Consider the following 25,460-nt stretch of genomic DNA (forward strand, 5'->3'; position numbering starts at 1 on the left):
CCCCTTCGTAGCGTGGACATCGTCGCGGCTGCGGGATGCCCCCCGCAGCCGCGACACACATGAACTTCCACGTCGTGGAAGTTCCATTCTGTTTCCGAGACTAGACGTTGAGTAAGCGCCCTTCAAGACCGTGTGGACAGAGTGGGGCCAATCCGGGCAGGCCAGTGCGTGTGGCGACATTCCGGCCTGTCCCGAACGTCGGCAGGCGCGTCTGCGGCGCCGCAGGTGCCGACTCACGATGTCACGCTGCCGCATGATTCGCTCGATGCACTTGCGATTGACCCGCACGCCCTGGTCGTGCAGCCGTCACGATCTGCCGGGGACCTGGGAGCGGTGGTCAGTTCGACTGACTGGGAATGAGTCGGACCAGTCGCGGCGTGGAATTCGTGGTTCGGATGATGGCGGGCAGCGGCGTCGAGGACGGCGTCACCTTCAGCGGGGTTGGTCAGCGAGGCGCTTGGCAAGGGTCACGGCACTGCTCGCGAACTCGCGGGCCACGGCTTCTCGGTGCCGGGCGGTCTGGGCCCGCCACACACCACCTCGGCGGCTGATGTCGACGAGCCGACGCCGCCGACGCCTCCGTCCAGATCGGTAGCCCGTCTGGGCGAATGATCGCTTGGATTTCGCGCCGAAGTCACGGTTCTTTATTGAGAACCAGGCGTCGATGACCTCGCCCTTCACCGACACGGTCGTCTCGGTAAGCCGATCGCAGTCGAACAGCTTCCCCGTCGAGGATCACGGCGGCGGCGCGACGCAGAGCGGTGTGCAGGTCGCTCGCCTCATCGGCGAGGACCGTGATGCCTTCGTCGCGGTAGCGGTAGGCGGTTGCCCGGGAGATACCGAACCCGGCGGCGAGGAGGGTCATGTCCTCGGCCTTGCCGAACCAGACGAGCACCATCAAGGCCTGGTAGAAGCAGGTCAACGCCGCCGTGCCACGGCCTGTGCCGTCGGCGCGGCGGTGTGCGTACAGCAGCCGGGCGAGGTGCTGCACGAGTTCCATCCGGCCGGCGGCCCAGGGGTCGGTGCCAGGTAGTGGCACACCGCGCACCACAAGCGGCTTGGGCAAGGGCGATCATTCCCCACCACGGTGTGGAGGCTTCGGTGCGCCGGGGGCAGGGGCATCGGTGTTGTTCGGAAGTATTGACCGTTTTGTCGTCAGCCTTATGGCTGAACTTGGCGGGATTATGGAATTGAGGCGTTCGGAGAATCTGACAGGGGCCGGTTTGGGTGTGTAGGGCCTCTGTGGTCGGCTTGTGGCGACGGCATCCGTGCGGGGGCGGTGGTCAGCTCGGCTGACTGCGAGGATGTCGGACCGGTCGCGGCGAGAAACTCGTGGTGCGGATGGTGGCGGGCGGCGGCGGCGAGGACGGCACCGGCTTCAGCGGGTTGGTCAGCGAGCCTTTCGGCAAGGGTGATTGCGGCGCCTGCGAACTGGCTGGCGACGGCTTGTCGGTGCCGGGTGATCCAGGGATACCCCGCGTGGGCGGCGAGGGGTCCGCGGTAGGCGGAGATCGCCAGGCGGAGGGCGGCGATGCTGGCTGCGGGGTTGCTGGCATGGTGGGCTGCGGTGATGGCGTTGCGCATGGTCCATAGGTCGACGTCGAAGGCGTCGGTGTTCAGGGTGTAGTGGTGTCGGCGTAGCCGCAGGTAGGTGTTGTCCCCGCTGATGGAGCGGAAGATCTGGCGCAGGTTGTAGGTGTAGGTGTGCAGCCGTTGTGTGGCCAGGCGGTGCGCCGGTTCGGGGAGGAGATCGCCGAGGATGTCGTGCTGGTAGGCCGATCCTCCGCACACGATCAGATAGACGAGGAACTCCATCGCCTGTGGGCGGACGTGCTGCCCGTCGGGAACGCCGAGGATGGTCGGTGTGCCGAGCACCTGAACCCGGATCCGGTTCGCTCCGACATCGGCCTGCCGGCCCAGGGGGTGAGCGGGGACGCGGCTGCTCGGCGGTTCAGCGCCTTGACCGCTTGCAGGAGTGATCGCGGGAGGGTGCTGCGGTTGCGAGTCGTTCATGGCGGGGTGCCCGTGGCCGCCCTCGACGTCGCGTGTGAGGACTCGCTGCTCATTGACACAACGGTACAGACCCGTCGGCCTATCGCGGTCCGGTCGAACGCGTACCGACTGCTCGGCGTCGGGCACCTGGCCGTCGGCTCTGCCGAGGGCTGCTACGGGAGATCGATGCCGATTGCTTGGGCGTACTCGGCGAGGATGCCGCCGGCTTCGGCGAGCAGCCATGAGCCGTCTCGGAGCTTGACGATTCCTTGGGCGTAGTTGCCCAGTGCGCGGTTGACCAGGGGGTTGGTGGCTCCGGTGGTGAGGGCGCGGAACTCGGCTCGAGCGTTCTCGGCGTCCTGGATGACGACCTTGGTCAGGTCCTGCTGTTGGCCGATGGAGACGTGCAGGTCTCGTAGCGCGGCGGCGATGTCGGGCAGGGTCACGGTTGGTACCTCCGGGTGAGCTCGGCTGCGGGATCAGGGCCGGCAGTGATGCGGCGGGCGTTGATGAGTTGCGGTCGGGTCGCGCCGGGTGTTCGTCGGGGTAGGCGGCCGTAGCGGGTGAAGGTGGCGGCGGCTTGCTCGTTGGTGGGGCAGGGGCCAATGAGCTGGCAGCGCAGGCAGTAGCCGGTGGCGCTGGACGTGACGTGCTCGTCGAGCGCTCGCTGCGCGGCCGCGAGTTGGTCGAGGGCCGCTGCGGACAGGTAGACGGTGGCGGCCATGTCAGTCCTGCGGCTGTGGGAGGGCAGCGACGCGGGCGAGGACGCGCCGGAAGCGTCCGGTTCGGCAGGGCGAGGGCATTTCGATGCCTTCGACCCACACCCACTGGCCGTCGTACCAAAGGCTGAGGTCGAGGCGGACGCAGACGATCCGCAGCCGAAGTGGGTCGCTGCCGTGCTGGTAGTCCTGTTCGCGTAGGTGCACGACGTCGCCGGGCGCGATGGCGACTACAGGTGTGACCGGCGTGGGGGTCACAGACCGCTCGTCCAACTCGTCCGGCCGGGATACGGGCGGGATCTGCGGCCTCCGCAGTCGGGGCAGTTCAGTGCCGACCCGCACCGTCGGCACCATCGGGACTTGACCTTGAACAGGAACAGTCCGGCAGCGAAGCCAAGCATCGCGACCACCACCAGGACGAGGGATGGAACCACCGCGTTGCCTCCCTGACTCGGCCTCTCGACGGGACGCAGCCCGCTTCGGGTGACGGGCTGCGTCCCGTCGAGAGGCGTCCGAGGCCGGACGAGCGGTGAGCCCCCCTGGGAGCACGAGCCCACCGTCGTACCGCGCGGCTTTCATGGGCCGCACCGGCCTGACATGCTCATGCCCATAGCGCCTATGCACTAGTGAGAATGCAAGGATTGCATTCGCATGCACGTCACTTGCCTGGCCTGCCTGAGGGTTGCATCCGCACGGCGGGCACACTCTGACTACGACAGGAGCGAAGGGACATGGAGTTGTCAGCTCGACGGCAACCGCCCACCGTGCGCCTCCGGCGGCTCGCGGCGGAGCTGCGCAGCCTGCGCACCGCAGCCGGCCTCACCCGCGACGAGGTAAGCGAGCAGACCGGCATCAATCCCGCCACCCTCTACCGCATCGAAACGGCCAAGGTCCGCCCGCAGCGGCGCACCCTGATGGCGATGCTGGACAAGTACGGCGTCACCGACGAGGACAAGCGCAGCGAGCTGATCGCCCTGTCCCGCCAGGCCGCACAGTTGGGCTGGCTCCAGGCGTACGAGTCCGAGCTTCCCGAGCTGTACACCACGTACATCAGCTTCGAAGCCGAGGCCCGATCGGTCCGCAACTACGAGTCCCTCTTCGTCCCCGGCCTCCTCCAGACCGAAAACTACGCTCGGGCGGTGATCCGCGGCGTCCTACCGTTAGCCACGGACACTGACGTTCAGGCCCGGGTAGACGCGCGGATACAGCGACAGGTTTCACTTCGCAAGACGGAGCCGCTGCGTCTCTGGGCAATCCTCGACGAAGCCGTCCTGCACCGGCAGACCGGCGGCGCTGAGGTCATGACCGAGCAACTGGAAGCCCTGGCGGCGGCAGCCGAACAGCCGCACGTGACTCTCCAAGTCATCCCATTCAAGGCCGGCGCCCACGCCGGCATGCCGGGCTCGTTCGTCGTCATGGACTTCCCCGACCCGGCCGACCCCGCCTTGGTCTACGTCGACAGCATGGCCGGCGATCTGTTCCTGGAGCGCGAGGCAGACGTACGCCGCTACGCCACCACGTTCGAACACCTCCGCGCCACCGCGCTGGACCCCACCAACTCGATCAAACTGATCAAGGCCCAAGCCGCCGTGATCGACCAACAAGGAGGTACGGGATGAACCAAGCTGACGCGTCCCGCGCCCAGTGGAAGAAGAGCAGCCGATCGAGCGGGAACGGTCAGTGCGTCGAGGTCGCCGACTTCGACACCACCGTCGCGCTGCGTGACAGCAAGGACCCCTCGGGTCCGGTACTCGTCTTCGAGCGCGCCGCATGGGCGAGTTTCTTGGCGGGCGCAAAGTGCGGCGTCCCGCGGTCGTAGCAGGGCGATCCGGGTGGCAGTAGGCGCGGCACTTGCGCCACCAAGTCGGTCGTCCGCCGCACTGACCAAGATCGCGCGTAAACCTCATGCTCCCGCTGCCATCGTCGGCTCCGCCTGAAAGTTCAGCCGACATCGACGGCCATCAGGTCGTCATCTTCTGGGGCCGTCGCGGAAGCTTCGCCCCGCCCCACAGGCAGCCCGGCTGAGCGAACCTGATGCCGTCTTGCTCATGGTCATCCGTAAACCACCACGCTGGAAGGCGGTACGGACCGGCCTCGCGCCCCTCGATGCTCTCGGACGTGAGAAGGCAGGCGATCGTCTGATCGACTAATTGGACGTAGGTGGCGAGGACGCTCCGGGCGATGCTTGTATTCAACGTCCGGCCCGACCATCGCGCCTCGCCGCTCCGCCGGCCGGGACCCGCGTCGCTGCCCATGCCTTCGTAGGACGGCGCTGCCATCTTGTTTGGTAAGACCCGGTGCGCCACGCCGTTGCGTAGCTCGATGAAGTCGTCCAAGCGCTTCGACATGTCGTCGTAATTCTCGACGGCGCTCAGCTCAACAGGGGATCCGAGCCGCTTTCCAACAGCGCCGTCGAAGAAGGTGAGGATCAACGCGCCGGGAAGTTGGAGCGGGGCAGGACACTGCGCCGTTGCCTGAGCCAAGGTTCGCGCGGCCTTCGACTGCTTGTTCCGCCAGCCCAGCCGGCCGACAGTCTCCCGCTCGCTCACGGGGAAACTGACGGCGGTGCCGACCTCGTACACCAGCCGCTCCCATGTCGATACAGCCAGCATCACCACCAGCGGGTTCAGCACCCCCCCCCCGCGGCTGATCACCACCGCCCGGACGTTCATTGTGAATCAGCACGAGATCTACTGCGTCGCCCAGCGCTCCACGAGCCCTCAGGCATGCACGCACTACTGGTGGTAGAGCGGCAACCTTCTCGTTAGTCAAGTCACCACGGATCGATCCGAACGACATCGGAGCATGATTCCAGGTCCCTGCCGATCGTGTGAGCCCGTGCTCCTGCCGGCCGTGTCCGTCCTGCTGCGTTCAGTAGACGTTGGTGGTGACTCCTTGCGGCCTCACCTGACATCACCACGACTCATTACCGGCCTGCCCTTATGCCAGCACCACGGCCGCGAAGTCTACGCCTCCGCTTCCACCCACCCTGATCTCGCTCATGGAGTACACCTTGACCACGCATCACGCCTCTTCCGCAAGAAACGCAAGCGCCCTCGCTCTCGCGAACCCCGAACCTGACGGATCCGGCCTTGACCTCCCGCTGCGGGTCCGGCCGACTCTCCCACTTGGCCTCCCGCTTCAAGAGGACCCCCGAACGGACCCTCTGGTTCGGCTCACAGCCCAGTTCAGGGCCGCTGTCAGCACCGCCTGTCGTGCTGCGACAGACCCTCCGACTGGGTCTCTCCCCCCTGGGTTGGTGGTGACGCATGCCTGACCAGCTGCTTCGGGTCCAGGCTCAGCTCACCGACCGCGACCTCGTCCTGCTCGGCTGGCTGGCCGACCACGGCGTGCTCACCTCCTTCCAGATCGCCGAAGCCCTCTACCCATCGGTCGACTACGCCCAGGAACGCCTACGCGCCCTGGCGCAGAAGTTGGAGGTGGTGGACCGGTTCCGGCCGCAGAAGCCCGACGGCGGCTCCTACCCCTACCACTACGTCCTGGCGCAGCTCGGCGTCGAGGTCGTCGCCGCGCAGCGCGGCGAGGACCTGCCGCGTAAGGATCAGGCCCGGCGTAGGCGGTGGCATCTGACGAGGCGGGCGAACCTGCCGCACCTGCTCGGGGCCAACGGCTTCTTCACCGCCCTGGCCGGGCACGCCCGCACCCATCCCGGTAGCGAGCTGGTGCGCTGGTGGCCGGCGGGACGCTGCCAGCAAATGGGCGCCTTCGCCGAACCCGACGACGACGTCACCGTGCGCATCTACCAGCCGAGGTCACGGCCGGACGGGCACGGTATCTGGGTCGACGGCCACCGCAGGGTGCCATTCTTTCTGGAACACGACCTCGGCACCGAACGGCCCCTATCCCGACTGGTCGACAAGATCGACGGATATCGGGACCTCGCGCACGTTACCGGCCGGATCTGGCCGGTGCTGTTCTGGCTGCACTCCCCAGCACGCGAGCGGCACCTGCACCAGGAACTCGCCGCCGCCGGGACCATCTACCCGGTGGCCACCGCCGTGCACACCGAGGTCACCGGCATCAACCCCGCCGAGGCGGGGTGGTGGCTGCACCGCCACCACGGGGCGCCGATGCGCCTGGCCGACCTCCCCGCCGCCGACACCCACACCGAACAGGCCACCTGACCCACAACGACAACCCGACCCTGGTGACCGGACACGCGCCCACACAGGCGGCGTCAACGGCCATCACGCCGCTGAGCCCGGCGGGCCAGCGGACGCGACGGCTGCTTCCCGAACCGCGATGACGGCGGCGGCCGGCAAAGCGCGGCCAGCGATAGCCGCAGCCACGCCTCTCCCGCCCGACGGGCGCGGACCATACCTCTGCACCCGCCGCGACAGCAACGCTTCGAAACTGTCAGCCGCTCTCTGGCGCCCCGTGTGAGTTTTCGTAAGTCGCTGACAGTCCGCATCGCTTCCCGGTGACAGCGCTCGGAGGTATCGTCCCCGCCCCTCACGGAAAGCAGAGCGACCCGTCACGAGTCGCCCTTCCGCATCAATCGGATCGATCGCGCGATTCCGCGCAGGAAAGGAAACCGCATGAACGAAGGACTCCGACTCCCGCAGCTTCACACGCTTTTCGGAGGACCGTGGCCGCCGCGCCGTATGACGACGAAAACGCCGTCCGGAGCTATCCTGACGACCCGCATCCCGGTACCGCCACCAATAACGGCGGTGCGAAACACATCCCCACCAACGAAAAGGACACGACGATTCCGATGCGTATCGCACGCGTCGACACCATTCCCATGACCGCCGAAGACCTCGACAACGCCGCCGAAGCCCTCGCCGTTCTCCTCAACCACTTCTGGCGCGAACACCCCAACCTCGCCGCCTGAACCCCCTCGCCCAACGCCGACGGCGGCCCACCACCGGGCGGGCCGCCGCCGGCCACCCCCACCGCAACCCCGCACGGAGGAACCACCTCATGGCAGGCAAGCCCACCCCCACCAGCCCACCGACGCGGCGCGGCCGACGCGCCCCCACCGCCACCCAGCCGGAAGGCTCGACCGGCCCGTGCCGGGTGTGCATCTACATCCGACGCTCCACCGACGACGAACACCAACCCTTCAGCCTCCTCGCCCAACGCACCGCCCTGCGACGCTACGTCGACAACAACCCCGGCTGGGTCATCGTCTACGAATTCGAAGACGACGCCTCCGGCGCCACCACCGACCGCCCCGGCCTCAAAAAGGCACTCGACGCGGCGAAAGCCGGCCTCTACGACGTCCTACTCGTCTACCGAGTCGACCGATTCAGCCGCAGCCTCGCCCACTTCGTCGACCTCGCCGCCACCCTCGACGCCGCCAACGTCCGAGTCGCCTCCGCCACCGAACCCGTCGACACCGGCGGCGCAGTCGGCCGCATGATGCTGCAATTCCTCGCCGTCTTCGCCGAATACGAACGCAACATGATCATCGACCGAGTGAAAAGTGGCATGGCCGCGAAAGCCGGCAAAGGCCAATGGGCCGGCGGCACCCGCCCCTACGGCTACCTCGTCAACCCTGACACCCAACGCCTCGTCCCCCACCCCGACCAAGCACCCATCCTGCGGGACATCTTCCGCCTCTACACCCGCGACCGACTCGGCACCCGCGCCATCGCCACCGACCTCAACGCCCGCGGTGTCCCCAACCGGACCGGCAAGAAGTGGTCCGGACACACCATCAACCGGATCCTGGACAACCCCGCCTACCTCGGGAACATCGCCTACCGCGACGTCTACGTCCCCGACGCCCATGAGCCGCTCATCGATCGGGACACGTTCCGCCGCGCCCAGGACATCGCCTCCGCCCGAGGCGACGCCCAAACACAGCGGGCCATGTCCGACTCGGACTACTACCTCACCGGCCTACTGACATGTCCGCGATGCGGACAGCGCTACATCGGCACGTCCGCCAAAGGCCGCACCCGCCGCTACCGCTACTACACCTGCTTCACCCGCACCCGATACGGCAAACACGCCACCTGCACCGCACCCCGGCTCCCCGCCGACGACCTCGACCACATGATTCTGAAAGCCCTACTCGACTTCTACACCACCGCCGAACCCGTCCTCACCGCCATGATCCAACGCGCCCACACCCAACACGACACCACCAACGACGACCGACGCGCCGAACTCACCGCCACCGCCCACCAGATCACCACCACCGAGAACGCAATAGACCGGTATCACACGGCGTTCGAGAACGGCACCAGGGACGACGCCACCGCCGGCCCGCGCATCCGCGAACTCCGCCAACGACTCGCCCAACTCCAAGCCCGGCACACCGAACTCAACGCCGACCTGACGGCCCAGCCCGAGCCCCCGCCGCCCGGCACCGTCGCCCGCATCCGCGACCACCTCAGCACCATCATGACCAGCGGCACCGCCACCGAACGCAAAGCCGCCATCGAGACCCTCATCGCCGAAGTCCAACTCACCGACCAGGGAGTCGTACCCGTGTTCAAGATCCCCACCGACACGACAATGCCCCCGCCCGAAACGGGCGGGGGCACCTCAGAAGAACCACCGGTTCGCACAATGGTGCGGTCGGTGGAGCCCAGGGGACTCGAACCCCTAACCCCTGCCTTGCAAAGGCAGTGCTCTGCCAGTTGAGCTAGGGCCCCGTGACGGCGTTACCGCCGCAGCTCGGGACGGATATTGTCAGCGCAGATCCGGCGAGGTGGTGGCCTCGTGCCAGAGGGCGCGCTCGTCGTTGGCTTCCTTTACCTTCTTGGTCACCACCGCAGCCAAGCCGACGACACCGGCCAGGATCAACAGCTTCTTGAACATCGGGGCTGCCCCTCACGCTCGCCGTGCCGTCGGACCATGTGCGGTGGGGCTAGCTGGAATCGAACCAGCGACCTCAGAGTTATCAGCTCTGCGCTCTAACCGACTGAGCTATAGCCCCGCGTAGCGACGAGCAAGGTTAACCCATCCGCCCAGCGCCCCCCAAATCGGGGCCGGGCCGGCAGTCAGCCTCGCTGTCGCCCCCTGAACCTACCCGAGCACCGGGGGCGGGTACACCGGGTTACCGCCCCTGACGGACCTCCCGCTCAGGCGGCATCCCGGGGCCCGAACGCCGGCCCGCACCACCGGGAAGGCTGGTGCGGGCCGGCGTGGAGATCCTGTCAGTCCCGCTCCGCGAGGGTCAGCTCGATGCCGCCCACCAGATCGGCGCAGACGTTGTAGACGAACGCTCCCAGGGTGGCCAGCGCGGTGAACAGCACGACGTTGACCAAGCCGATCAAAGCCGAACTGAAGATCACACCGCCTGCGGTGATCTGGAAGCCGTCGGTGCTCTGCCCACCACCGGCGTTGACCAGGTCACCGAGGCTGTCGTTAACGCTGGCGAACACGCCCATCGCGTCCAGTGCGAGGTAGAGCACCGAGGTCGCCACGACGATCACGATGAACAGCACCACCGAGACCGCGAAGGCGAACTTCATCACCGACCACGGGTCGATCCGCTTGAGGTTCAGTCGAGCACGACGTGGTCCGCGTGAGGCGGCTGAACTCACCGAGGTACGGGCGGCGCGTACCGCCTCGCCGACCCTCGCGGCGCCGACCGCCGTACTGACCCCTGGGGGAAGTCCGCCACCGCTGGCCGGGCGGCCGAGCCCGATCGGCCGGGTGGCGTCCGGTTTCGGACTGGTCCCTGCCACCCGTGGCTGGGTGCCGGTTGTGCTGGTGTTGATCGCCGGCAGGACCCCGGTGGCACCCGTAGCGGACTTGCCCGCTGCGGCAGCCGCCAACGGACTGGGCGAAGGCTTGACGACGGGGGTCGTGGGTGGCTCCGTGGTGCTGCCGTCCTCGATCGGTGTCGCCTCGGTGGCGTCGCTCTCGGCGGCGTCTGTCGGCTTGTCGGGCGGTGGGGCCATTCCGGGAGCCCGGGTGAATTTCGGGGCAGGCGCGTCGGCGGGGACGGTGGCCCGGCCCACGGCCGCGCGGCCGGTCGGTGGCGTGCCGCTCTTCGCGGCTTCCTCGTCGACCGGGTTGGCCGAGGTCCCCGCGTTCCCCGACTTCGCCTGTGTCTCCGTCATTCAACTAGTCCTGTTCGTCAGGCTCGTCGGCATTGCGAGCAATCGCCACGATAGTCACGCCGTCCGGAAGGTCCATCAGCTTGACCCCCATTGTGTTCCGGTCACGCGTACGGCGTACAGGCTTCACCGGAGTCCGGATGACGCCACCGTTGCTGGTGATAGCGAACAGCTCGTCGTCCGGGTCGATCACCACAGCGCCGACCAGACCACCGCGTCGCTCGGTGATCTTCGCAGTCAGCACACCCTTACCTCCCCGGCCCTGCACCGGATATTCCTCGATCGGAGTACGTTTCGCGTACCCGCCGTTCGTGGCCACCAGGACGTCCAGGCCTTCACGGACGACCTCCATGGCCAGCAGTACGTCCTCCTCGCTGAAGCGCATCCCGATCACGCCGGAGGTCGCCCGCCCCATCGGTCGCAGCGCCTCGTCCGTGGCGTTGAACCTGATCGCTTGGGCGTTCTTGGAGACCAACAGCAGGTCGTCGGTGGGGCCGACGAGTGCAGCACCGACCAACTCGTCCTCATCGCGCAGGTTGATCGCGATGATTCCGCCGGACCGGTTGGAGTCGAACTCCTCTAGCCGCGTCTTCTTCACCAGGCCGTTCTTCGTCGCCAGGACCAGGTAGGGCGCTACCTGGTAGTTCGGAATTTCGATGATCTGTGCGATCTGCTCGTCCGGTTGGAAGGCGAGCAGATTGGCCACGTGCTGACCCTTGGCCACCCTACTGGCCTCCGGGAGCTCGTACGCCTTGGCCCGGTACACCCGCCCCTGGTTGGTGAAGAACAGCATCCAGTCGTGCGTCGAGCAGACGAAGAAGTGGCTGACGATGTCGTCCTGCCGCAGCGTAGCCCCGCTGACGCCCTTGCCGCCGCGACGCTGCGAGCGATAGAGGTCGACCTTGGTCCGTTTCGCGTACCCGGTCCGGGTGATCGTAACCACCACGTCCTCGCGCGCGATGAGGTCCTCCATCGAAACCTCACCGTCGAACGGCACGATCTTGGTCCGACGGTCGTCGCCCCATTTGGCGACAATCTCACCCAGCTCCTCCGAGACGATTCGACGCTGCCGTTCCGGCTTGGCCAGAATGTCCTTGAGGTCGGCGATCTCCACTTCCAGCTTGGCGAGATCGTCGAGGATCCGCTGCCGCTCCAGCGCGGCAAGCCGACGCAACTGCATGTCCAGGATCGCGGTCGCCTGGATCTCGTCGATCTCCAACAGCCGGATCAGGCCCTGCCTGGCGTCCTCCACTGTGGGCGATCGCCGGATCAGGGCGATCACCTCGTCGAGCGCGTCCAACGCCTTGGACAGACCGCGCAGGATGTGCGCCCGTTCCTCTGCCTTCCGCAGGCGGAACGCCGTCCGCCGTCGGATCACCTCGATCTGGTGCTCGACGTAGTAACGGATGAACTGGGCCAGATTCAACGTGCGCGGCACCCCGTCGACCAGCGCCAGCATGTTGGCACCGAAGGTTTCCTGCAGCTGGGTGTGCTTGTAGAGGTTGTTCAGCACCACCTTGGCGACCGCGTCGCGCTTGAGCACGAGCACGATCCGCATACCGGTACGCCCGGAGGACTCGTCGCGGATGTCGGCGATTCCGCCGAGTTTGCCCTCCTTGATCAGTTCGGCGATCCGCTCAGCGAGATTGTCCGGGTTCACCTGGTACGGCAGTTCGCTCACGACAAGCGCCGGCCGACCCCGCTTGTCCTCCTCCACCTCGACCACGGCCCGCATCCGGATCGAGCCGCGGCCCGTGCGGTACGCATCTTGGATGCCCGACTGTCCGACGATCAGACCGTGGGTGGGGAAGTCCGGACCCTTGACGATCTCCAGCAGTGCTTCGAGGGTGTCGGCCTCGTCGGCCTCCGGGTGCTCCAGGCACCACTGCACCGCCGCGCCGATCTCACGCAGGTTGTGCGGTGGAATCTTGGTGGCCATGCCGACCGCGATGCCCTCGGAGCCGTTGATCAGCAGGTTCGGGATCCGCGACGGCAGGATCGTGGGCTCCTTGGCCCTGCCGTCGTAGTTGTCCTGCAGATCGACGGTGTCCTCGTCGATGTCCCGCAGCATCTCCATCGCCAGCGGGTCGAGTTTGCACTCTGTGTAGCGCATCGCCGCCGCCGGGTCGTTGCCGGGCGAGCCGAAGTTGCCGTTGCCGTCGACCAGGGGGTAGCGCAGCGACCAGGGCTGGGCCATTCGGACCAACGCGTCGTAGATGGCCGAGTCACCGTGCGGGTGGAACTGGCCCATCACGTCGCCGACGACCCGGGAACATTTGACGTAGCCCCGGTCCGGCCGGTACCCGGAGTCGAACATCGCGTACAGGATCTTGCGGTGGACCGGCTTGAGCCCGTCCCGGACGTCCGGCAGTGCCCGCCCGACGATGACGCTCATGGCGTAGTCGAGGTAGGAGCGCTGCATCTCCACCTCGAGCCCGACCGGCTCGATCCGGTCGTGCGAGGCGACGGCGGCCGGCGCCTCGGGGAGCTCGGACTCGTTGGGTGTGGACTCGGGGGAATCGGTCACTTTTAACCCTTATCAGACGGAATATCACTTTTGCGCTGTGGATAACGGCTGTGGATACCGGCCAAGCTGTGGATAACTCTGTGGAGGGTGCCGGGTCGGCGTGTTCCGGCCCGGCACCCGCCCGTCAGATGTCCAGGAAACGGACGTCCTTGGCATTGCGCTGAATGAACGAGCGGCGCGCCTCCACGTCCTCGCCCATCAGTACGCTGAACAGCTCGTCGGCGGTAGCCGCGTCGTCCAGGGTCACCTGGCGCAGCGTACGGGTCGCCGGGTTCATCGTGGTCTCCCACAGCTCCGGGTAGTTCATCTCGCCGAGACCCTTGAACCGTTGGATGTCGTCCGGCTTGGCGTTCGGCTTCTTCTGCTGACGCAGCGCGATCAGTCCGTCACGCTCCCGGTCGGAGTACGCGTACTGCGCATCGTCACCCTTCCGATTCCACTTGATCTTGTACAGCGGTGGTGCGGCCAGGTAGACGTGACCCAGTTCCACGAGCGGGCGCATGAAGCGGAACAACAGGGTGAGCAGCAACGTCTGAATGTGCTGGCCATCGACGTCGGCGTCGGCCATCAGCACGATCTTGTGGTACCGCAGCTTCTCGATGTCGAAGTCGTCGTGGATGCCGGTGCCGAGCGCGGTGATCAGCGCCTGCACCTCGTTGTTCTTCAGCACCCGGTCGATGCGTGCCTTCTCCACGTTGAGGATCTTGCCGCGGATCGGCAGGATCGCCTGGGTACGCGGATCGCGCCCCTGTTTGGCCGAACCGCCAGCCGAGTCACCCTCGACGATGAACACCTCGGACTCGCGTGGGTCGGTGGACTGGCAGTCGGCCAGCTTGCCCGGCATCGAGCCGGACTCCAGCAGTGACTTGCGCCGGGCCAGCTTACGGGCCTGCTGGGCGGCGATCCGGGCGCGAGCGGCCTGGGAAGCCTTGGTGATGATGATCTTTGCTTCGGCCGGGTTCCGGTCAAGCCAGTCCACCAGCCACTCGTTGCAGACCCGCTGCACGAAGCTCTTCACCGGGGTGTTACCGAGCTTGGTCTTGGTCTGCCCCTCGAACTGCGGGTTGGTCAGCTTCACCGAGATGATCGAGGCCAGGCCCTCACGGATGTCCTCGCCGGAGAGCTTCTCGTCGCCCTTGAGTAGCTTCTTGTCCGCGCCGTAGCGGTTGACGACAGTGGTCAACGCGGCCCGGAAGCCTTCCTCGTGGGTGCCACCCTCGTGCGTGTTGATGTTGTTGGCGAAGGTGTAGACGGATTCACCGTACGACTCGTTCCACTGCATGGCGATCTCCACCGCCATGCCCTCCTCCTCGGCACCGAACTCGATCACCGTCTTGTGGATCGGGGATTTCGAGGCGTTGAGGTGACGGACGAAATCGGCGATGCCGCCGTCGTACTTGAACGTGACTTCGCGAAGCTTGCCCTCCTCGCCCTCGGCGACCCGCTCGTCGAGCAGGTGGATGGTCAGTCCGCGGGTCAAAAACGCCATCTCCTGGAGCCGGCGATAGATCGTCTGCAGGTCGAAGTCGACGGTCTCGAAGACGTCCGGGTCCGGCCAGAAGGAGACCGCCGAACCAGTGCGGTCCGTGGGCTCGCCCTTCTCCAGCTCGGTCGGCTTGGAGTTGTGGTACTGCTGCCGCCAGACGAAGCCATCCTTGTGGATCTCCACGGCCATCTTGGTGGAGAGGGCGTTGACCACGCTGACGCCGACGCCGTGCAGGCCGCCGGAGACCGCGTACGCCTTACCGTCGAACTTGCCGCCCGCGTGCAGGACGGTCAGGGCGACCTCGACGCCCGGCTTCTTGAGCTTCGGATGCAGGTCGACCGGGAAGCCACGGCCGTTGTCGGTGACCCGGACGCCGCCGTCGGCGAGCAGCACCACGTCAATGGTGTCGCAGTAGCCGGCCAACGCCTCGTCCACCGCGTTGTCGACGACCTCCCACACGAGGTGATGGAGGCCGCGTTCGCCGGTGGACCCGATGTACATGCCGGGCCGCTTGCGGACCGCCTCCAAACCTTCGAGGACGGTGATCGACTCGGCGCCGTACTGCTGATTGTCCTGCGCTGCCACCCTCGGCCACTTTCTCGCGCCCGGCGTGCCCAAGGGCACGTCGAACGCGGGTTCGGCGGGCAGTCCGACGTCGGCACGCAGACCGGCACCGGGAACAATTCCGGGGTACGGGTCGAACGCGCCGGTCGCCGAGGTTACCCGCGGATCGCGATCGGCTCGACCCGAGTCGGACGGATGATCGCGGGCCCGCGCCGGACCCGTGACCCGTCACTCCGCACCGGGCCTTCGTCTCACGACAATCTTACTGTGCGCGGGCGATAGAACCACCACTCGGCACCCCTTCGCGGCGGCTCAGATCTCCGTAGCGGGCCGAATCGCGCTGTCTGCGACTCCCCCTACACGCCACGGCATGATCAACGAATCTGTCGCGTGACGGCGCTGCCGGCACCGGCAGCGAGACGTGGGCGGTTACGGTCGATACGACCCGGGACGGGCGATCCCCTGACACGCGGGTTGCCGGAGCGGCCTTGATCTTTCAGCGTTGGAACCGGACGATCGACCCGATCCACTCGCCCGTGCCTTGAGAGGTGACACCTGTGGGCCTGGACAACGTCGCGGTCCAGTGGCCGCGGACCGGCCGCTTCTACGACCCGGTCGCACCGGCCGAGTTCGTCGATTTCGGCGACATAGTCGACGTGCCGGAGATCTCGGCCCCGACAGCTGCGCTCGCCGAGTTGATCGCAAAGACAGGTACGGTTCGGGCCACCGCGTACACCGAAGTGGTCGATCTGATCCTCGGCCTCGACGGTGTGCTGTACGCCACAGACGCCGCCGCCGAGGACGAGGATCCGGTGATCGACCCCGACGGGTGCGGATGGATCGCGGGCGGCGTCGAACGGTTCGTCGCCGCGCACCGCCCGCACGGTGAGGCGGTCACCTTCGAGTCGGTGGGTACGGTGCTGCGTTCACTGCTCGCCGACGGCCGCCTCGCCGAGCAGCAGCTGCGTTGGTTGGACAGCCGGCTGGACGCGCTGCGCGACGACAGCGGTGCCGCGCCGCAGTGGACCTTCACCTGCGCGGAGCTGAGCGTACTGGCCGCCTTCTACCGGCGTTGCGCCGACAACGGCTTCGCCGTCTACGCCGAGTCGGCGGCACCCAGACGGACAGCCCAGACGTAGCCAGCCCAACCGCGCCGGATGCGACGCCACCGGACGCTCCGGCGCGGGCCTTGGGTCAGCCATAGGTGTCGCGGGGTCCCCGGCCGCGTACCCGGCGAGGGCCCCGTGACCAGGACGGAGCCGCGGGGCCGTGAATGTGCAGTTTGCGGACCACGTTGTGACCGACCTCACGGGCGATCTGCTGCAGCAGCGAACCTGCGAGCAGCCGTAACTGCGTCGCCCAGGCGGTGGAGCGAGCCTCGACGGTCAGCTCCCCGTTCTCCAGCTTCACCGGACGACTGTGCTGGGCCACATCCGCGCCGACCACGCGTTCCCAGGCGCCGAAGACCGTGGCCTCGGCGGCCGGTTGTTGCCAACCACGAGCCTTCACCAGCCGGTTCAACACCGCACCGAGGGGTTGTGGGTCCCGAGGGTCCGGGCCAGGGCCGGAATAGCCGCGCAGCCGACGATCACGGTCGCCGCCACCGGTCGCGGCACGCCGTCGGGGCCGGCCGGCGGCTTCGCGCCGTGCCTTCGCCGCATCCAGCACCGCGCGGGCCAACTGCGGCCCCGAGGCACCCGGACCGCCGCCGGAATCCACCGCTGGCACTCCGGCGGCCGAGACCCCGTTGCCCGCTGCGGGCTGTGCCGGCTCAATCGACACGGCGCACCGCCCCCTCTGTCACCTGGTACCTGGTACCGCGCAGGGCAGCCGGCACGTCGTCAGCGACCGCGCAGGTCACCAGCAGTTGACTGGCGCCGCAGACGAGTTCGGCGAGCCGGTCCCGCCGACCAGCGTCAAGTTCGGCGAAGACGTCGTCGAGGATCAACACCGGTTCGATGCCGTCGTCACGCAGCAGGTCGTAGCCAGCCAGCCGCAGCGCCAGCGCATACGACCAGGATTCGCCGTGGCTGGCGTAGCCCTTCGCCGGCAGCGGGCCGAGGGTGAGGAGCAGTTCGTCGCGGTGCGGGCCGACCAGGGTGGTGCCGCGTTCGATCTCGGCCGAGCGGGACTCCCCCAGAGCGGCGGCGAGCAGCACCGCGAGTTCCTCCCGGTCGGTGGTGGCCACGGCGAGGTCCACCGAGGGCCGGTACGTGATCCCGGCCGCGCCACGGCCGGCGGCCACCGCGTCGTACGCCTTCGTCACATGCGGTGCCAGAGCGGACACCAGTTCCAGCCGCCCGGCGAGCAGTTCGGCGCCGTGCCGGGCCAGGTGGGTGTCCCAGACGGCGAGGGTGGACAGGTCACCGCCCCGAGATCCGCCGGTCTTGCGGGCAAGGTACGCGGTGCGCAGCAGTGCGTTGCGTTGCTTCACCACCCGCTCATAGTCCGCGCGTACCCCCGCGTACCGGGGTTGGCGTAGCACCAGCAGGTCGTCGAGGTAGCGGCGGCGTTCGGCCGGGTCGCCCCGGACAAGTTCGAGATCCTCCGGTGCGAAGAGCACGAGCCGCAGCGCCCCCAGCACGTCCCTGGCCCGGCGGGCCGGAGAACGACCGAGGCGAGCCCGATTGGCCTTGCCCGGAACGATCTCCAGCTCCACCAGGAGTTCGCGGCCCTCGTGCACCACCGCGCAGCGGATCACCGCGGCGGCGGCGCCCATCCGCACCAACGGGGCGTCGGTGGCGACCCGGTGGGAGTCGAGTGTCGCGACGTAGCCGAGGGCTTCGACCAGGTTCGTCTTGCCGACGCCGTTGGCACCGATCAGGACGTTCGGGCCCGGTTCGAGGTCGACGCCGATCCGCTCGTAGGAGCGGAAGTCGACAAGTTCGAGCCGGCGAACGTACACGGGTCGCGGTGCCGGTCAGGGCTTGCGTACGGCGTGCCCGCCGAACTGCTGCCGCAGCGCGGAGACGGCCTTCAACGCCGGGGAGTCCTCCTGGCGGGAGGAGAACCGGGCGAACAGTGAGGCGGTGATGACGTTCAGCGGTACGGCGAGACGGACCGCCTCGTCCACGGTCCAGCGTCCCTCGCCGGTGTCCTCGGTGTAGTCGCTGAGCTGGGTCAGCTCGGGGTCCTCGTCGAGCGCCCGATCGAGCAGGTCCAGCAGCCAGGAACGGACCACGGTACCCTCGCGCCATGACTTGATCACGCCGGGCACGTTGGTGACCAGTTCGGAGGCGGACATCAGCTCGAAGCCCTCGGCGTAGGCGTGCATCAGGCCGTACTCGATGCCGTTGTGGACCATCTTGGCGTAGTGCCCGGCACCGACCGGACCAGCGTGCACGAAACCGTACTCGCCCTCGGGCTTGAGCGCGTCGAAGATCGGAACGAGCCGGTCGACGTGTTCCTGCGCGCCGCCGACCATCAGGCCGTAGCCGTTCTGTCGGCCCCACACCCCGCCGGAGACGCCCACGTCGACGTAGCCGATGCCGAGTTCGTGCAGCCGCTCCGCTCTCGGCGCGTCCTCGCTGAACCGGGAGTTGCCCCCGTCGATGATGAGGTCGCCCTCGCCGAGCACGGCGGCGACCTCGTCGATCGTCGCGTCAGTGGCCGTAGCCGGCACCATCACCCACACTGCCCGTGGCGCGTCCAGCTTCTCGGCGAGTTCAGCCATGCTCGCGACATCGCTGCGCTCCAGGTCGTGGTCGAGACCGACCACCTCGTGCCCGGCGGTGCGCAGTCGTTCACGCATGTTGCCGCCCATCCGGCCGAGTCCTACCAGGCCGAGCTGCATCTTGGTGCCCTTTCGTGGGTGCGGTTTGCCGTGCCGGTCAGCGGGACACGCGGATCGGCATGATGAGGTACCGGTACCCACCGATGAGCTCGCCATCCTCGCCTGCAGGTGAAATCACCGCGGGCTTGAAGGCGTCGACGAAGTGCAGCACGGCGAACTGGGTGCCGAGGTTGGACAACCCGTCGATGAGGTACTGCGGGTTGAACCCGATGGTCAGCGGCTCGCCAGTGTAGGTGGCTTCCATCGCCTCGCTGGCCCGGGCCTCCTCGGTGCCACCTGCCTCCACCACCAGCCCGTCGGCACTGAAGCTGAGCAGCACAGGGGTGGCGCGCTCGGCGACCAGGGCGACCCGCTTGACCACTTCGATGAGGGTGCTGACCGGCACCCGGGCCTCGGCGTTGTGACTGGCCGGGAAGAGCGACCGGACAGGTGGGTAGTTGGCACCGTCGAGCAACCGGCTGGTCGTACGCCTGGTGCCGCCGGAGAAGCCGATCATGCCTTCACCGGCTGCACCCTGCGACAGAGCCAGGACGACCTGGCCGCCTAGGGGGCCGAGGGTCTTGGCGGTGTCGTTGAGCGTCCGGGCGGGTACCAGAGCATTGAGGTTCATGTCCGGGTCGTCCGGGTTCCACTCCATCTCGCGCAGGGCCAGCCGGTACCGGTCGGTGGCGAGCATCGCCAGGTTTCCCCCGGAGATCTCGATGCGTACGCCGGTCATCATCGGCAGCGTCTCGTCCCGGCTGGCGGCGATGGCGACCTGGGCCACCGCTGCGGCGAACGCGGCCGCCTCGACGGTGCCGGCGCTGGCCGGCATCTCGGGCAGCGTGGGGTAGTCCTCCACCGGCATGGTCGGCAGGGTGAACCGGGCGCTGCCACAGACAAGCTCGAGATGCGCGCCGACGGCGGCGATGTCGACGGGTTTGGCCGGCAGAGCCTTCGTGATCTCGGCGAGTAGTCGCCCCGATACCAGCGCAGCGCCGTCGGCGTCGCCCTGCACCTCCACGGTGACCTGACTACTGACTTCGTAGTCGAATCCGGAGACCTGCAGGTTGCCGTCGGTGACACGCAGCAGGACCCCGGCCAGGACCGGTACCGACGGCCGGTTCGGCAGGCTCTTCGCGGTCCAGGCCACGGCCTCGGCGAGCGCGTCGCGCTCCACTCGGAACTTCATCAATGCCTCCGCGTCGACGTCGACGTCGTCAACTCTCTCATGCCGGACGCTGCCCACCGACCCGCTGGCGTGCGGGTACCCCTCGAACCTTAGGGCGCGAGCCTATCGGCTGTGTGCCCGACCCCGTGGACCGTGTCGCTGCTGACGGGCTCGTCCCGACAGCTGTCGACCGATCCACAGGAAGTCCAACGGTGATGATTGGTTTTCGTTCTCTTAGAAGAGATAACCCATCGTCTTCATCGCACCTGTGCAAACTGTGGAAAACTTGGGTTTGGGCAGGTCAGATAGGTTTTCCAGCGGTGGGTTTGCTGTGGATGAGGGTGGGTAAAACCCCGCTGGTCGTCCACAGGCGGTCCTCGGGCGTCCGGTTGTCCACCGTCGTCCACCGGTTGTCCACCGGTAATCCACCGACTTTCTCCCCAGACCTGTGGATTACCGAGGGGGGCCTGCCCGCCGTCATCCCCAGAACCTTCAACAGCTTTCCCACAGGCGGGTGGCTGTCGGTGGACAACTCCGGTGGTTATCCACCGCCGTCCACAGGAATCCACAACGTTGTCCCCAGGGTTTCTCCACAGGCTGTGGGTAACCGGGCGTCGACAGCTCGTGCTTGTCCACCGCCGGTGGACAACAAGCTGTGGACAACGAGTGGCGGACGGTACGGACACGCCTCCGATGGTGTGGCCTACACCTCGTCGAGGGTCGACCCGGTGCACCGAAGAAGGGCCAGACCGTGACCGGCCGGGCCCTCACCGTGATCGTGCGGCAGCCGCGAACTTCAGGTGTTCTGCTTGATCCGGTTGGTCAGCTCGGCGATCTGGTTGTAGAGCGAGCGACGTTCGGCCATCTGTTGGCGGATCTTACGGTCGGCGTGCATCACCGTGGTGTGGTCCCGACCGCCGAACGCCTGGCCGATCCGGGGCAGCGACAGGTCGGTCAGCTCACGGCAGAGGTACATCGCGACCTGGCGGGCGTTCACCAGTACCCGGGACCGGGAGTGTCCGCGTAGGTCCTCCAGGCTGACGCCGAAGTAGTCGGCGGTGGAAACCATGATCTGGTCAGCGGTGATCTCCGGGCCGGCACCGTCCGGGATGAAGTCCCGCAGCACCTCCTCGGCCAGCGACAGCTCCACGTTCGACCGGGTCAGGCTGGCGAACGCGGTGACCCGGATCAGGGCCCCCTCCAGTTCCCGGATCGAGTTCGACACCCGGGAGGCGATGAACTCCAGCACGTCCGGTGGGGCGAAGAGCCTCTCCTGCGCGGCCTTCTTCTGCAGGATCGCGATCCGGGTCTCCAGGTCCGGCGGCTGGATGTCGGCGAGCAGGCCCCACTCGAAGCGGGTCCGCAGCCGGTCCTCCAGGGTCGCCAGCTGCTTCGGGGAGCGGTCGGAGGTGATCACGATCTGCTTGTTGGCGTTGTGCAGCGTGTTGAAGGTGTGGAAGAACTCCTCCTGGGTCCGCTCGCGGTTCTCCAGGAACTGGATGTCGTCGATGAGCAGGATGTCGACGTCGCGGTAGCGGCGTTGAAAGGCGCTTGTCTTGTCGTCCCGAAGCGAGTTGATGAAGTCGTTCGTGAACTCCTCGGTCGAGACGTACCGGACCGAGCGGGCATTGCCGAGCGTGGTGGCGTAGTGGCCGATGGCGTGCAGCAGGTGGGTCTTGCCCAGCCCGGAGCTGCCGTAGATGAACAACGGGTTGTACGCCTTCGCCGGTGACTCTGCGACCGCCACGGACGCGGCGTGCGCGAAGCGGTTCGACGAGCCGATGACGAACGTCTCGAACATGTACTTCGGGTTGAGGCGGTTGCCGGTGCTGTCCGCGCCGGTCGGCAGCCGACGATCGTCCCGACCAACCGGTCGGTGGTGATCCGGGCCGCTGCGTCCTGGACCGCTGTCGGTGACTCCGTCGGTTGGCATCGCCCGGATCACATGCTGATCGCGAGGTGAGACACCGGAGTCGTCGCCGTAGCGGGGCGCGAAGCCGCGTGCGCCTGTGGCCGCTTGGTCCAGGTGCCCGGCCTGTTCGATGAAGCCAGACCGCTCTGACGGCCGTGGCGAGCTGCTCTGCGTAGGAGGGACGGAGTCGGCGAATCCGGTGCCGAAGAGGCTTTCCTGCCCGCCGGTGCCAGCGGTACGGGGTTCGTTATCGACGGGCGTCGGGTCCGGCGGCCGGTCGAAGCGGCCTGGGTGCGGCTGCTCGGGAATCAGCGGGAGCTGTCGGCCGTCGGGGCCGTACGACCTGTCGTCGCCCTCGGCGGAACGGGGGTCCACCGGCTCCGACTCGGGAACGCTTCGGTAGACGGTGCCGGTGGCCCGCCCGTCCTCCGGTACCCGGACGGTGACGGCGACCTGGACCGGCCGCCCCAGCCTGCGGGTGAGCGCCTCGGTGATGGCCGGGCGCAGCCGGGACTCGATGACATCGCGTGTGAAGGTGTCCGGCACGGAGAGCAGGACAGTGTCCTCGACGATCGCACGTAGCCGGGTCAGCCGCAGGTACGCCCGCTGTTGAGCGGAAATGATCTCGTCAGCGAGTTCGTCGGTCGTCGCCGTCCACACCGCGGCAAGGTCGGTCGTACCGGCCACCGTCGTGCCACCCCCTCGCCTCTGCTACCGGACGTCGCCGTTTCCCGGTGGCCCGTACCGGCGGGCGAGCTGACGCCTCCCGCCCGACCGCCACACCCGGTCGTTCTCCACAAGTTATCCACAGCCTGTGTACCGACCGATTGTGGCCGCCCGCCGGGCGCGGGTCGGACCTGCCCCCTGCCGTGGCCGGGCACTGAAGCGGGGTTCACCGTGCCGAACGATTCACTACCGTGTCCGGTCTTGCCTGCCGGCGACATCGGCGAAACTCCGACGCTGACCGCAATCGGGCACGGTAACAGCGTTGTCGGCGCGTCTTCAACCGCCGACGCGGGTCGCCCCTGTCGGCATCCGTGAAAACCACCGCTTCGGTCGTCCTCCGCCGCAGCTCACCGCCGCACTGGCCGGGTTTGACGCTGATTGCCCCCCACCCTAGGCTGGAGGGGCTGCTCTTACGCCCTCTGCTAGGGTTATGGGTGCTCGCTGCCCATGGCCGCTCATCGCTCAACCGAGGTTACGCGCCGCTGGGCAGCACCGATCGGGGCCACCAGTGGCGGCCCGGACCACCACGTCTCGGCGATTCAGTCGTCCGGGGCGTCCGACAACGGAGAGCCTGACGTGAGCAAGCGCACCTACCAGCCGAACAACCGCCGGCGCGCGAAGACCCACGGCTTCCGGCTGCGCATGCGCACCCGGGCCGGCCGCGCCATCATCTCGACCCGTCGGGCCAAGGGCCGCGCCCGCCTGTCGGCCTGAGGCCGGTCAGGTCCGCTCCGGAGGACGTGACGTCGTGCTGGCGGCCGCCCATCGACTGCGGCGCAGCAGCGACTTCGCCGCAGCGGTTCGCGGTGGCCGTCGAGCTGGTCGAGGGGCTCTGGTAGTCCACCTGACTGTGCCGGGCACAGCCGGATCCGACAACGCAGCGCCGAAGTCGGCGCGGGACGAGGCGGAGACAGACTCCGCGCTGGTATCCCGCGCCGGCTTCGTCGTTTCCAAGGCTGTCGGGCCGGCGGTGGTTCGCAACCGGGTCCGCCGTCGGTTGCGGCACCTGACCCGGGAACGCCTGATCTCGCTGCCTGCCGGGAGCACCCTCGTGGTGCGCGCCCTGCCGTCTGCGGCTGACGCCACATACCAGCGGCTCGGCACCGACCTGGACGAGGCACTTGTCGCCGCCCGGTCCGGCAGGACGAGGCGGCCACGATGAGCGCCGAGCAGACACCGTCGCGTCCGGCTACCGCGGGTGCCCGGGTGCTGACCCTACCTATCATCGCGTACCGTCGGTGGATAAGCCCGGCGTTGCCGGCCCGCTGTCGGTTCTACCCGTCGTGCAGCGCCTACGCCCTGGAGGCCGTGGTCCGGCACGGCGGCTTCCGGGGAGCCGGTCTGACGGTTCGGCGACTGTCACGCTGTCACCCATTCCATCCTGGCGGCTACGACCCGGTGCCGGAGCCGGGCAGTCGCCGACCTGCCGACGTGACTGGAGCCTGAGAATTGAGTCTCGACTGGATCTACTACGCGATCTCGTGGATCCTGCTGGCCTGGCACTCGGCCTGGGACGCCATCGGTGTTCCGGACAGCACGGTTCTCGGCACCAACTGGGCGTGGATCCTCGCCATCGTCTTCCTGGTGGTCACGGTCCGGGTGATCCTGTTCCCGGTCTTCGTCAAGCAGATCAAGTCGCAGCGGGCGATGCAGGCGCTCCAGCCGCAGGTCAAGGCTCTCCAGGAGAAGCACAAGGGTGACCGGGAGACGCTTCAGAAGGAGATGATGGAGCTCTACCGGAAGGAAAAGGCCAACCCGCTCATGGGCTGCCTTCCGATGTTCCTCCAGATTCCGGTCTTCCTCGGCCTCTTCCATGTGCTGCGCCGCCTCAATCCGGACCCGGCGAAGAACAACAAGGACATCTACGGCTGGACGGTCGACCAGTTCAACAGCGCTTCGGATGCGACTCTGTTCACCGCGCCGATCGCCAGCAAGTTCGGCTCGACCGCGGCGGAGCTGGCGCAACTCGGAGCCAACGGCACCGTCGTGAAGATCATGGCCGGTGTTCTGGTGCTGGTGATGATGGGCACCACCTACCTCACCAGCCGTCAGATGATCCTCAAGACGGGCTGGGCGGAGGATCCGCAGCAGCGCATGATCCAGCGCCTGATGCTGTATGGCATCCCGCTGTCCCTGCTGGTTTCCGGCGCCATCTTCCCGATCGGTGTGATCATCTACTGGGTGACGAACAACCTGTTCACGCTCGGCCAGCAGCAGTGGGTGTTGCGCAAGTTCCCACCGCCGGTCACCGCGACCAGCGCCAAGCCGGGCAACTCCCCACGTAATGGGGCGCAGCCGGCGAAGTCGAGCGGGCTGTTCGGCCGGAGCAAGTCAGCTGCCGCACCGCCTCCGGCAGCGCCGAAGATCGCTGGTCCGAAGCCGGGTGCCAAGCCGGTCAACCCTAAGAAGGGTCGCCCGGCCAAACGGCAGGGCTGAACCGTCCGGGCCGCCGCTGGTCTCCCGGCGGCGGCCCGCTACTCGACGTGTGACCGGCGCCAGAGTGCGAAGCGCCTCGCGTGCGGCGGCGGACGGGCGAAACTGCCCCT

Annotated in this window: 25 protein-coding genes, 2 tRNA genes and 1 pseudogene; 9 read left to right on the forward strand and 19 right to left on the reverse strand. The window is 67.6% G+C overall.

Annotated elements, in window-relative coordinates; translation table 11 throughout:
• Nucleotides 1-724 precede the first annotated feature (724 nt).
• The 5 genes and pseudogenes from HCA58_RS23985 to HCA58_RS06420 form a co-directional block, all read right to left on the reverse strand.
• A pseudogene (locus HCA58_RS23985) lies at nt 725-1,000 on the reverse strand (transposase family protein); the annotation flags it as partial.
• A gap of 182 nt (nt 1,001-1,182) precedes the next feature.
• On the reverse strand, nt 1,183-1,875 hold the full coding sequence (locus HCA58_RS23120) for a BTAD domain-containing protein (protein ID WP_205807749.1): 693 nt from the start codon (nt 1,873-1,875) through the stop codon (nt 1,183-1,185).
• Nucleotides 1,876-2,165: 290 nt separating this feature from the next.
• Nucleotides 2,166-2,438, reverse strand: a complete 273-nt coding sequence (locus HCA58_RS06410; RefSeq protein ID WP_240955576.1) for a hypothetical protein — start codon at nt 2,436-2,438, stop codon at nt 2,166-2,168.
• A complete protein-coding gene (locus HCA58_RS06415; RefSeq protein ID WP_169596825.1) occupies nt 2,435-2,716 on the reverse strand; it encodes a hypothetical protein in 282 nt (93 codons plus the stop codon). Before HCA58_RS06415 ends, HCA58_RS06410 begins: the two co-directional genes overlap by 4 nt.
• 1 nt (nt 2,717) lies before the next feature.
• Nucleotides 2,718-3,053: a hypothetical protein gene (locus tag HCA58_RS06420; RefSeq protein ID WP_169596826.1), complete on the reverse strand. Its 336-nt coding sequence runs from the start codon at nt 3,051-3,053 to the stop codon at nt 2,718-2,720.
• A gap of 389 nt (nt 3,054-3,442) precedes the next feature.
• On the opposite strand from HCA58_RS06420, the gene HCA58_RS06425 reads away from it, so the two are divergent.
• Complete coding sequence (locus HCA58_RS06425) at nt 3,443-4,330, forward strand: helix-turn-helix transcriptional regulator (RefSeq protein WP_169596827.1); 888 nt, start codon at nt 3,443-3,445, stop codon at nt 4,328-4,330.
• Nucleotides 4,327-4,530, forward strand: a complete 204-nt coding sequence (locus HCA58_RS06430; protein ID WP_169596828.1) for a DUF397 domain-containing protein — start codon at nt 4,327-4,329, stop codon at nt 4,528-4,530. The genes HCA58_RS06425 and HCA58_RS06430 overlap by 4 nt, the downstream gene beginning before the upstream one ends.
• 142 nt (nt 4,531-4,672) lie before the next feature.
• Here HCA58_RS06430 and HCA58_RS06435 read toward each other — a convergent pair whose 3' ends face one another.
• Nucleotides 4,673-5,383, reverse strand: a complete 711-nt coding sequence (locus HCA58_RS06435) for a hypothetical protein (protein WP_169596829.1) — start codon at nt 5,381-5,383, stop codon at nt 4,673-4,675.
• 597 nt (nt 5,384-5,980) lie between these two features.
• Between HCA58_RS06435 and HCA58_RS06440 the strand changes: the two genes are divergently transcribed.
• Entirely contained in the window at nt 5,981-6,856 is an 876-nt protein-coding gene (locus HCA58_RS06440; RefSeq protein ID WP_169596830.1) for a replication-relaxation family protein, read from the forward strand.
• Between the two features lie 464 nt (nt 6,857-7,320).
• Nucleotides 7,321-7,569: a hypothetical protein gene (locus HCA58_RS06445; RefSeq protein WP_169596831.1), complete on the forward strand. Its 249-nt coding sequence runs from the start codon at nt 7,321-7,323 to the stop codon at nt 7,567-7,569.
• A gap of 392 nt (nt 7,570-7,961) precedes the next feature.
• Here HCA58_RS06445 and HCA58_RS23375 read toward each other — a convergent pair whose 3' ends face one another.
• The 8 genes from HCA58_RS23375 to gyrB form a co-directional block, all read right to left on the reverse strand.
• Nucleotides 7,962-8,471, reverse strand: coding sequence for a hypothetical protein (locus tag HCA58_RS23375; protein WP_240955578.1), 510 nt, complete (start codon nt 8,469-8,471; stop codon nt 7,962-7,964).
• Nucleotides 8,472-8,753: 282 nt separating this feature from the next.
• On the reverse strand, nt 8,754-9,077 hold the full coding sequence (locus HCA58_RS06460; RefSeq protein ID WP_169596832.1) for a hypothetical protein: 324 nt from the start codon (nt 9,075-9,077) through the stop codon (nt 8,754-8,756).
• Nucleotides 9,078-9,270: 193 nt separating this feature from the next.
• Nucleotides 9,271-9,343, reverse strand: a tRNA-Ala gene (locus HCA58_RS06465).
• Nucleotides 9,344-9,380: 37 nt separating this feature from the next.
• Nucleotides 9,381-9,509, reverse strand: coding sequence for a DLW-39 family protein (locus HCA58_RS23380; RefSeq protein ID WP_240955580.1), 129 nt, complete (start codon nt 9,507-9,509; stop codon nt 9,381-9,383).
• A 44-nt stretch (nt 9,510-9,553) separates the two neighbouring features.
• A tRNA-Ile gene (locus HCA58_RS06470) sits at nt 9,554-9,627 on the reverse strand.
• 220 nt (nt 9,628-9,847) lie between these two features.
• Nucleotides 9,848-10,759: a DUF3566 domain-containing protein gene (locus tag HCA58_RS06475; RefSeq protein ID WP_169596833.1), complete on the reverse strand. Its 912-nt coding sequence runs from the start codon at nt 10,757-10,759 to the stop codon at nt 9,848-9,850.
• 4 nt (nt 10,760-10,763) lie between these two features.
• Complete coding sequence (gene gyrA / locus HCA58_RS06480) at nt 10,764-13,283, reverse strand: DNA gyrase subunit A (RefSeq protein WP_169596834.1); 2,520 nt, start codon at nt 13,281-13,283, stop codon at nt 10,764-10,766.
• 124 nt (nt 13,284-13,407) lie between these two features.
• Nucleotides 13,408-15,354: a DNA topoisomerase (ATP-hydrolyzing) subunit B gene (gene gyrB / locus HCA58_RS06485; RefSeq protein ID WP_169596835.1), complete on the reverse strand. Its 1,947-nt coding sequence runs from the start codon at nt 15,352-15,354 to the stop codon at nt 13,408-13,410.
• Between the two features lie 536 nt (nt 15,355-15,890).
• Between gyrB and HCA58_RS06490 the strand changes: the two genes are divergently transcribed.
• Entirely contained in the window at nt 15,891-16,472 is a 582-nt protein-coding gene (locus HCA58_RS06490; RefSeq protein WP_169596836.1) for a hypothetical protein, read from the forward strand.
• A 55-nt stretch (nt 16,473-16,527) separates the two neighbouring features.
• On the opposite strand, the gene HCA58_RS06495 is transcribed toward HCA58_RS06490, so the two are convergent.
• The 5 genes from HCA58_RS06495 to dnaA all read right to left on the reverse strand — a co-directional run bounded on the left by HCA58_RS06495 (nt 16,528) and on the right by dnaA (nt 22,875).
• The gene (locus HCA58_RS06495) at nt 16,528-17,061 is read right to left on the reverse strand and encodes a DciA family protein (protein ID WP_346775896.1); all 534 of its coding nucleotides are present in this window, start codon (nt 17,059-17,061) and stop codon (nt 16,528-16,530) included.
• 43 nt (nt 17,062-17,104) lie between these two features.
• Nucleotides 17,105-18,238, reverse strand: a complete 1,134-nt coding sequence (recF, locus tag HCA58_RS06500; protein WP_169596837.1) for a DNA replication/repair protein RecF — start codon at nt 18,236-18,238, stop codon at nt 17,105-17,107.
• Between the two features lie 15 nt (nt 18,239-18,253).
• Nucleotides 18,254-19,126 (reverse strand): phosphogluconate dehydrogenase (NAD(+)-dependent, decarboxylating), encoded by an 873-nt coding sequence (gene gnd, locus HCA58_RS06505; protein ID WP_169596838.1) that lies wholly within the window; start codon nt 19,124-19,126, stop codon nt 18,254-18,256.
• 37 nt (nt 19,127-19,163) lie between these two features.
• Nucleotides 19,164-20,297, reverse strand: a complete 1,134-nt coding sequence (gene dnaN, locus HCA58_RS06510) for a DNA polymerase III subunit beta (RefSeq protein WP_169596839.1) — start codon at nt 20,295-20,297, stop codon at nt 19,164-19,166.
• Nucleotides 20,298-21,072: 775 nt separating this feature from the next.
• On the reverse strand, nt 21,073-22,875 hold the full coding sequence (gene dnaA, locus HCA58_RS06515) for a chromosomal replication initiator protein DnaA (RefSeq protein WP_169596840.1): 1,803 nt from the start codon (nt 22,873-22,875) through the stop codon (nt 21,073-21,075).
• Between the two features lie 615 nt (nt 22,876-23,490).
• Here dnaA and rpmH point away from each other — a divergent pair.
• Genes rpmH through yidC form a run of 4 tightly spaced genes read left to right on the forward strand, consistent with a single transcriptional unit; the run spans nt 23,491 to nt 25,350 of the window.
• A complete protein-coding gene (rpmH, locus tag HCA58_RS06520; protein WP_013736606.1) occupies nt 23,491-23,628 on the forward strand; it encodes a 50S ribosomal protein L34 in 138 nt (45 codons plus the stop codon).
• Between the two features lie 34 nt (nt 23,629-23,662).
• On the forward strand, nt 23,663-24,076 hold the full coding sequence (rnpA, locus tag HCA58_RS06525; RefSeq protein WP_169596841.1) for a ribonuclease P protein component: 414 nt from the start codon (nt 23,663-23,665) through the stop codon (nt 24,074-24,076).
• Nucleotides 24,073-24,360: a membrane protein insertion efficiency factor YidD gene (yidD, locus tag HCA58_RS06530; RefSeq protein WP_169596842.1), complete on the forward strand. Its 288-nt coding sequence runs from the start codon at nt 24,073-24,075 to the stop codon at nt 24,358-24,360. Before rnpA ends, yidD begins: the two co-directional genes overlap by 4 nt.
• A 3-nt stretch (nt 24,361-24,363) precedes the next feature.
• On the forward strand, nt 24,364-25,350 hold the full coding sequence (gene yidC, locus HCA58_RS06535) for a membrane protein insertase YidC (RefSeq protein WP_169596843.1): 987 nt from the start codon (nt 24,364-24,366) through the stop codon (nt 25,348-25,350).
• The last annotated feature ends 110 nt before the right edge of the window (nt 25,351-25,460 follow it).

The sequence above is a fragment of the Micromonospora sp. HNM0581 genome, assembly GCF_012726175.1.
Classification (GTDB): domain Bacteria; phylum Actinomycetota; class Actinomycetes; order Mycobacteriales; family Micromonosporaceae; genus Micromonospora.

Excerpts from the sequence above, each read along its gene's own strand:
- HCA58_RS23375 (WP_240955578.1), bottom strand. The coding sequence starts at position 8,471 with ATGGGCGTCGGGGACGTAGACGTCGCGGTAGGCGATGTTCCCGAGGTA.
- HCA58_RS23380 (WP_240955580.1), bottom strand. The coding sequence starts at position 9,509 with ATGTTCAAGAAGCTGTTGATCCTGGCCGGTGTCGTCGGCTTGGCTGCG.
- gnd (WP_169596838.1), bottom strand. The coding sequence starts at position 19,126 with ATGCAGCTCGGCCTGGTAGGACTCGGCCGGATGGGCGGCAACATGCGT.
- HCA58_RS06475 (WP_169596833.1), bottom strand. The coding sequence starts at position 10,759 with ATGACGGAGACACAGGCGAAGTCGGGGAACGCGGGGACCTCGGCCAAC.
- HCA58_RS06415 (WP_169596825.1), bottom strand. The coding sequence starts at position 2,716 with ATGGCCGCCACCGTCTACCTGTCCGCAGCGGCCCTCGACCAACTCGCG.
- HCA58_RS06440 (WP_169596830.1), top strand. The coding sequence starts at position 5,981 with ATGCCTGACCAGCTGCTTCGGGTCCAGGCTCAGCTCACCGACCGCGAC.
- HCA58_RS06430 (WP_169596828.1), top strand. The coding sequence starts at position 4,327 with ATGAACCAAGCTGACGCGTCCCGCGCCCAGTGGAAGAAGAGCAGCCGA.
- yidD (WP_169596842.1), top strand. The coding sequence starts at position 24,073 with ATGAGCGCCGAGCAGACACCGTCGCGTCCGGCTACCGCGGGTGCCCGG.
- HCA58_RS06425 (WP_169596827.1), top strand. The coding sequence starts at position 3,443 with ATGGAGTTGTCAGCTCGACGGCAACCGCCCACCGTGCGCCTCCGGCGG.
- dnaN (WP_169596839.1), bottom strand. The coding sequence starts at position 20,297 with ATGAAGTTCCGAGTGGAGCGCGACGCGCTCGCCGAGGCCGTGGCCTGG.
- HCA58_RS06435 (WP_169596829.1), bottom strand. The coding sequence starts at position 5,383 with ATGAACGTCCGGGCGGTGGTGATCAGCCGCGGGGGGGGGGTGCTGAAC.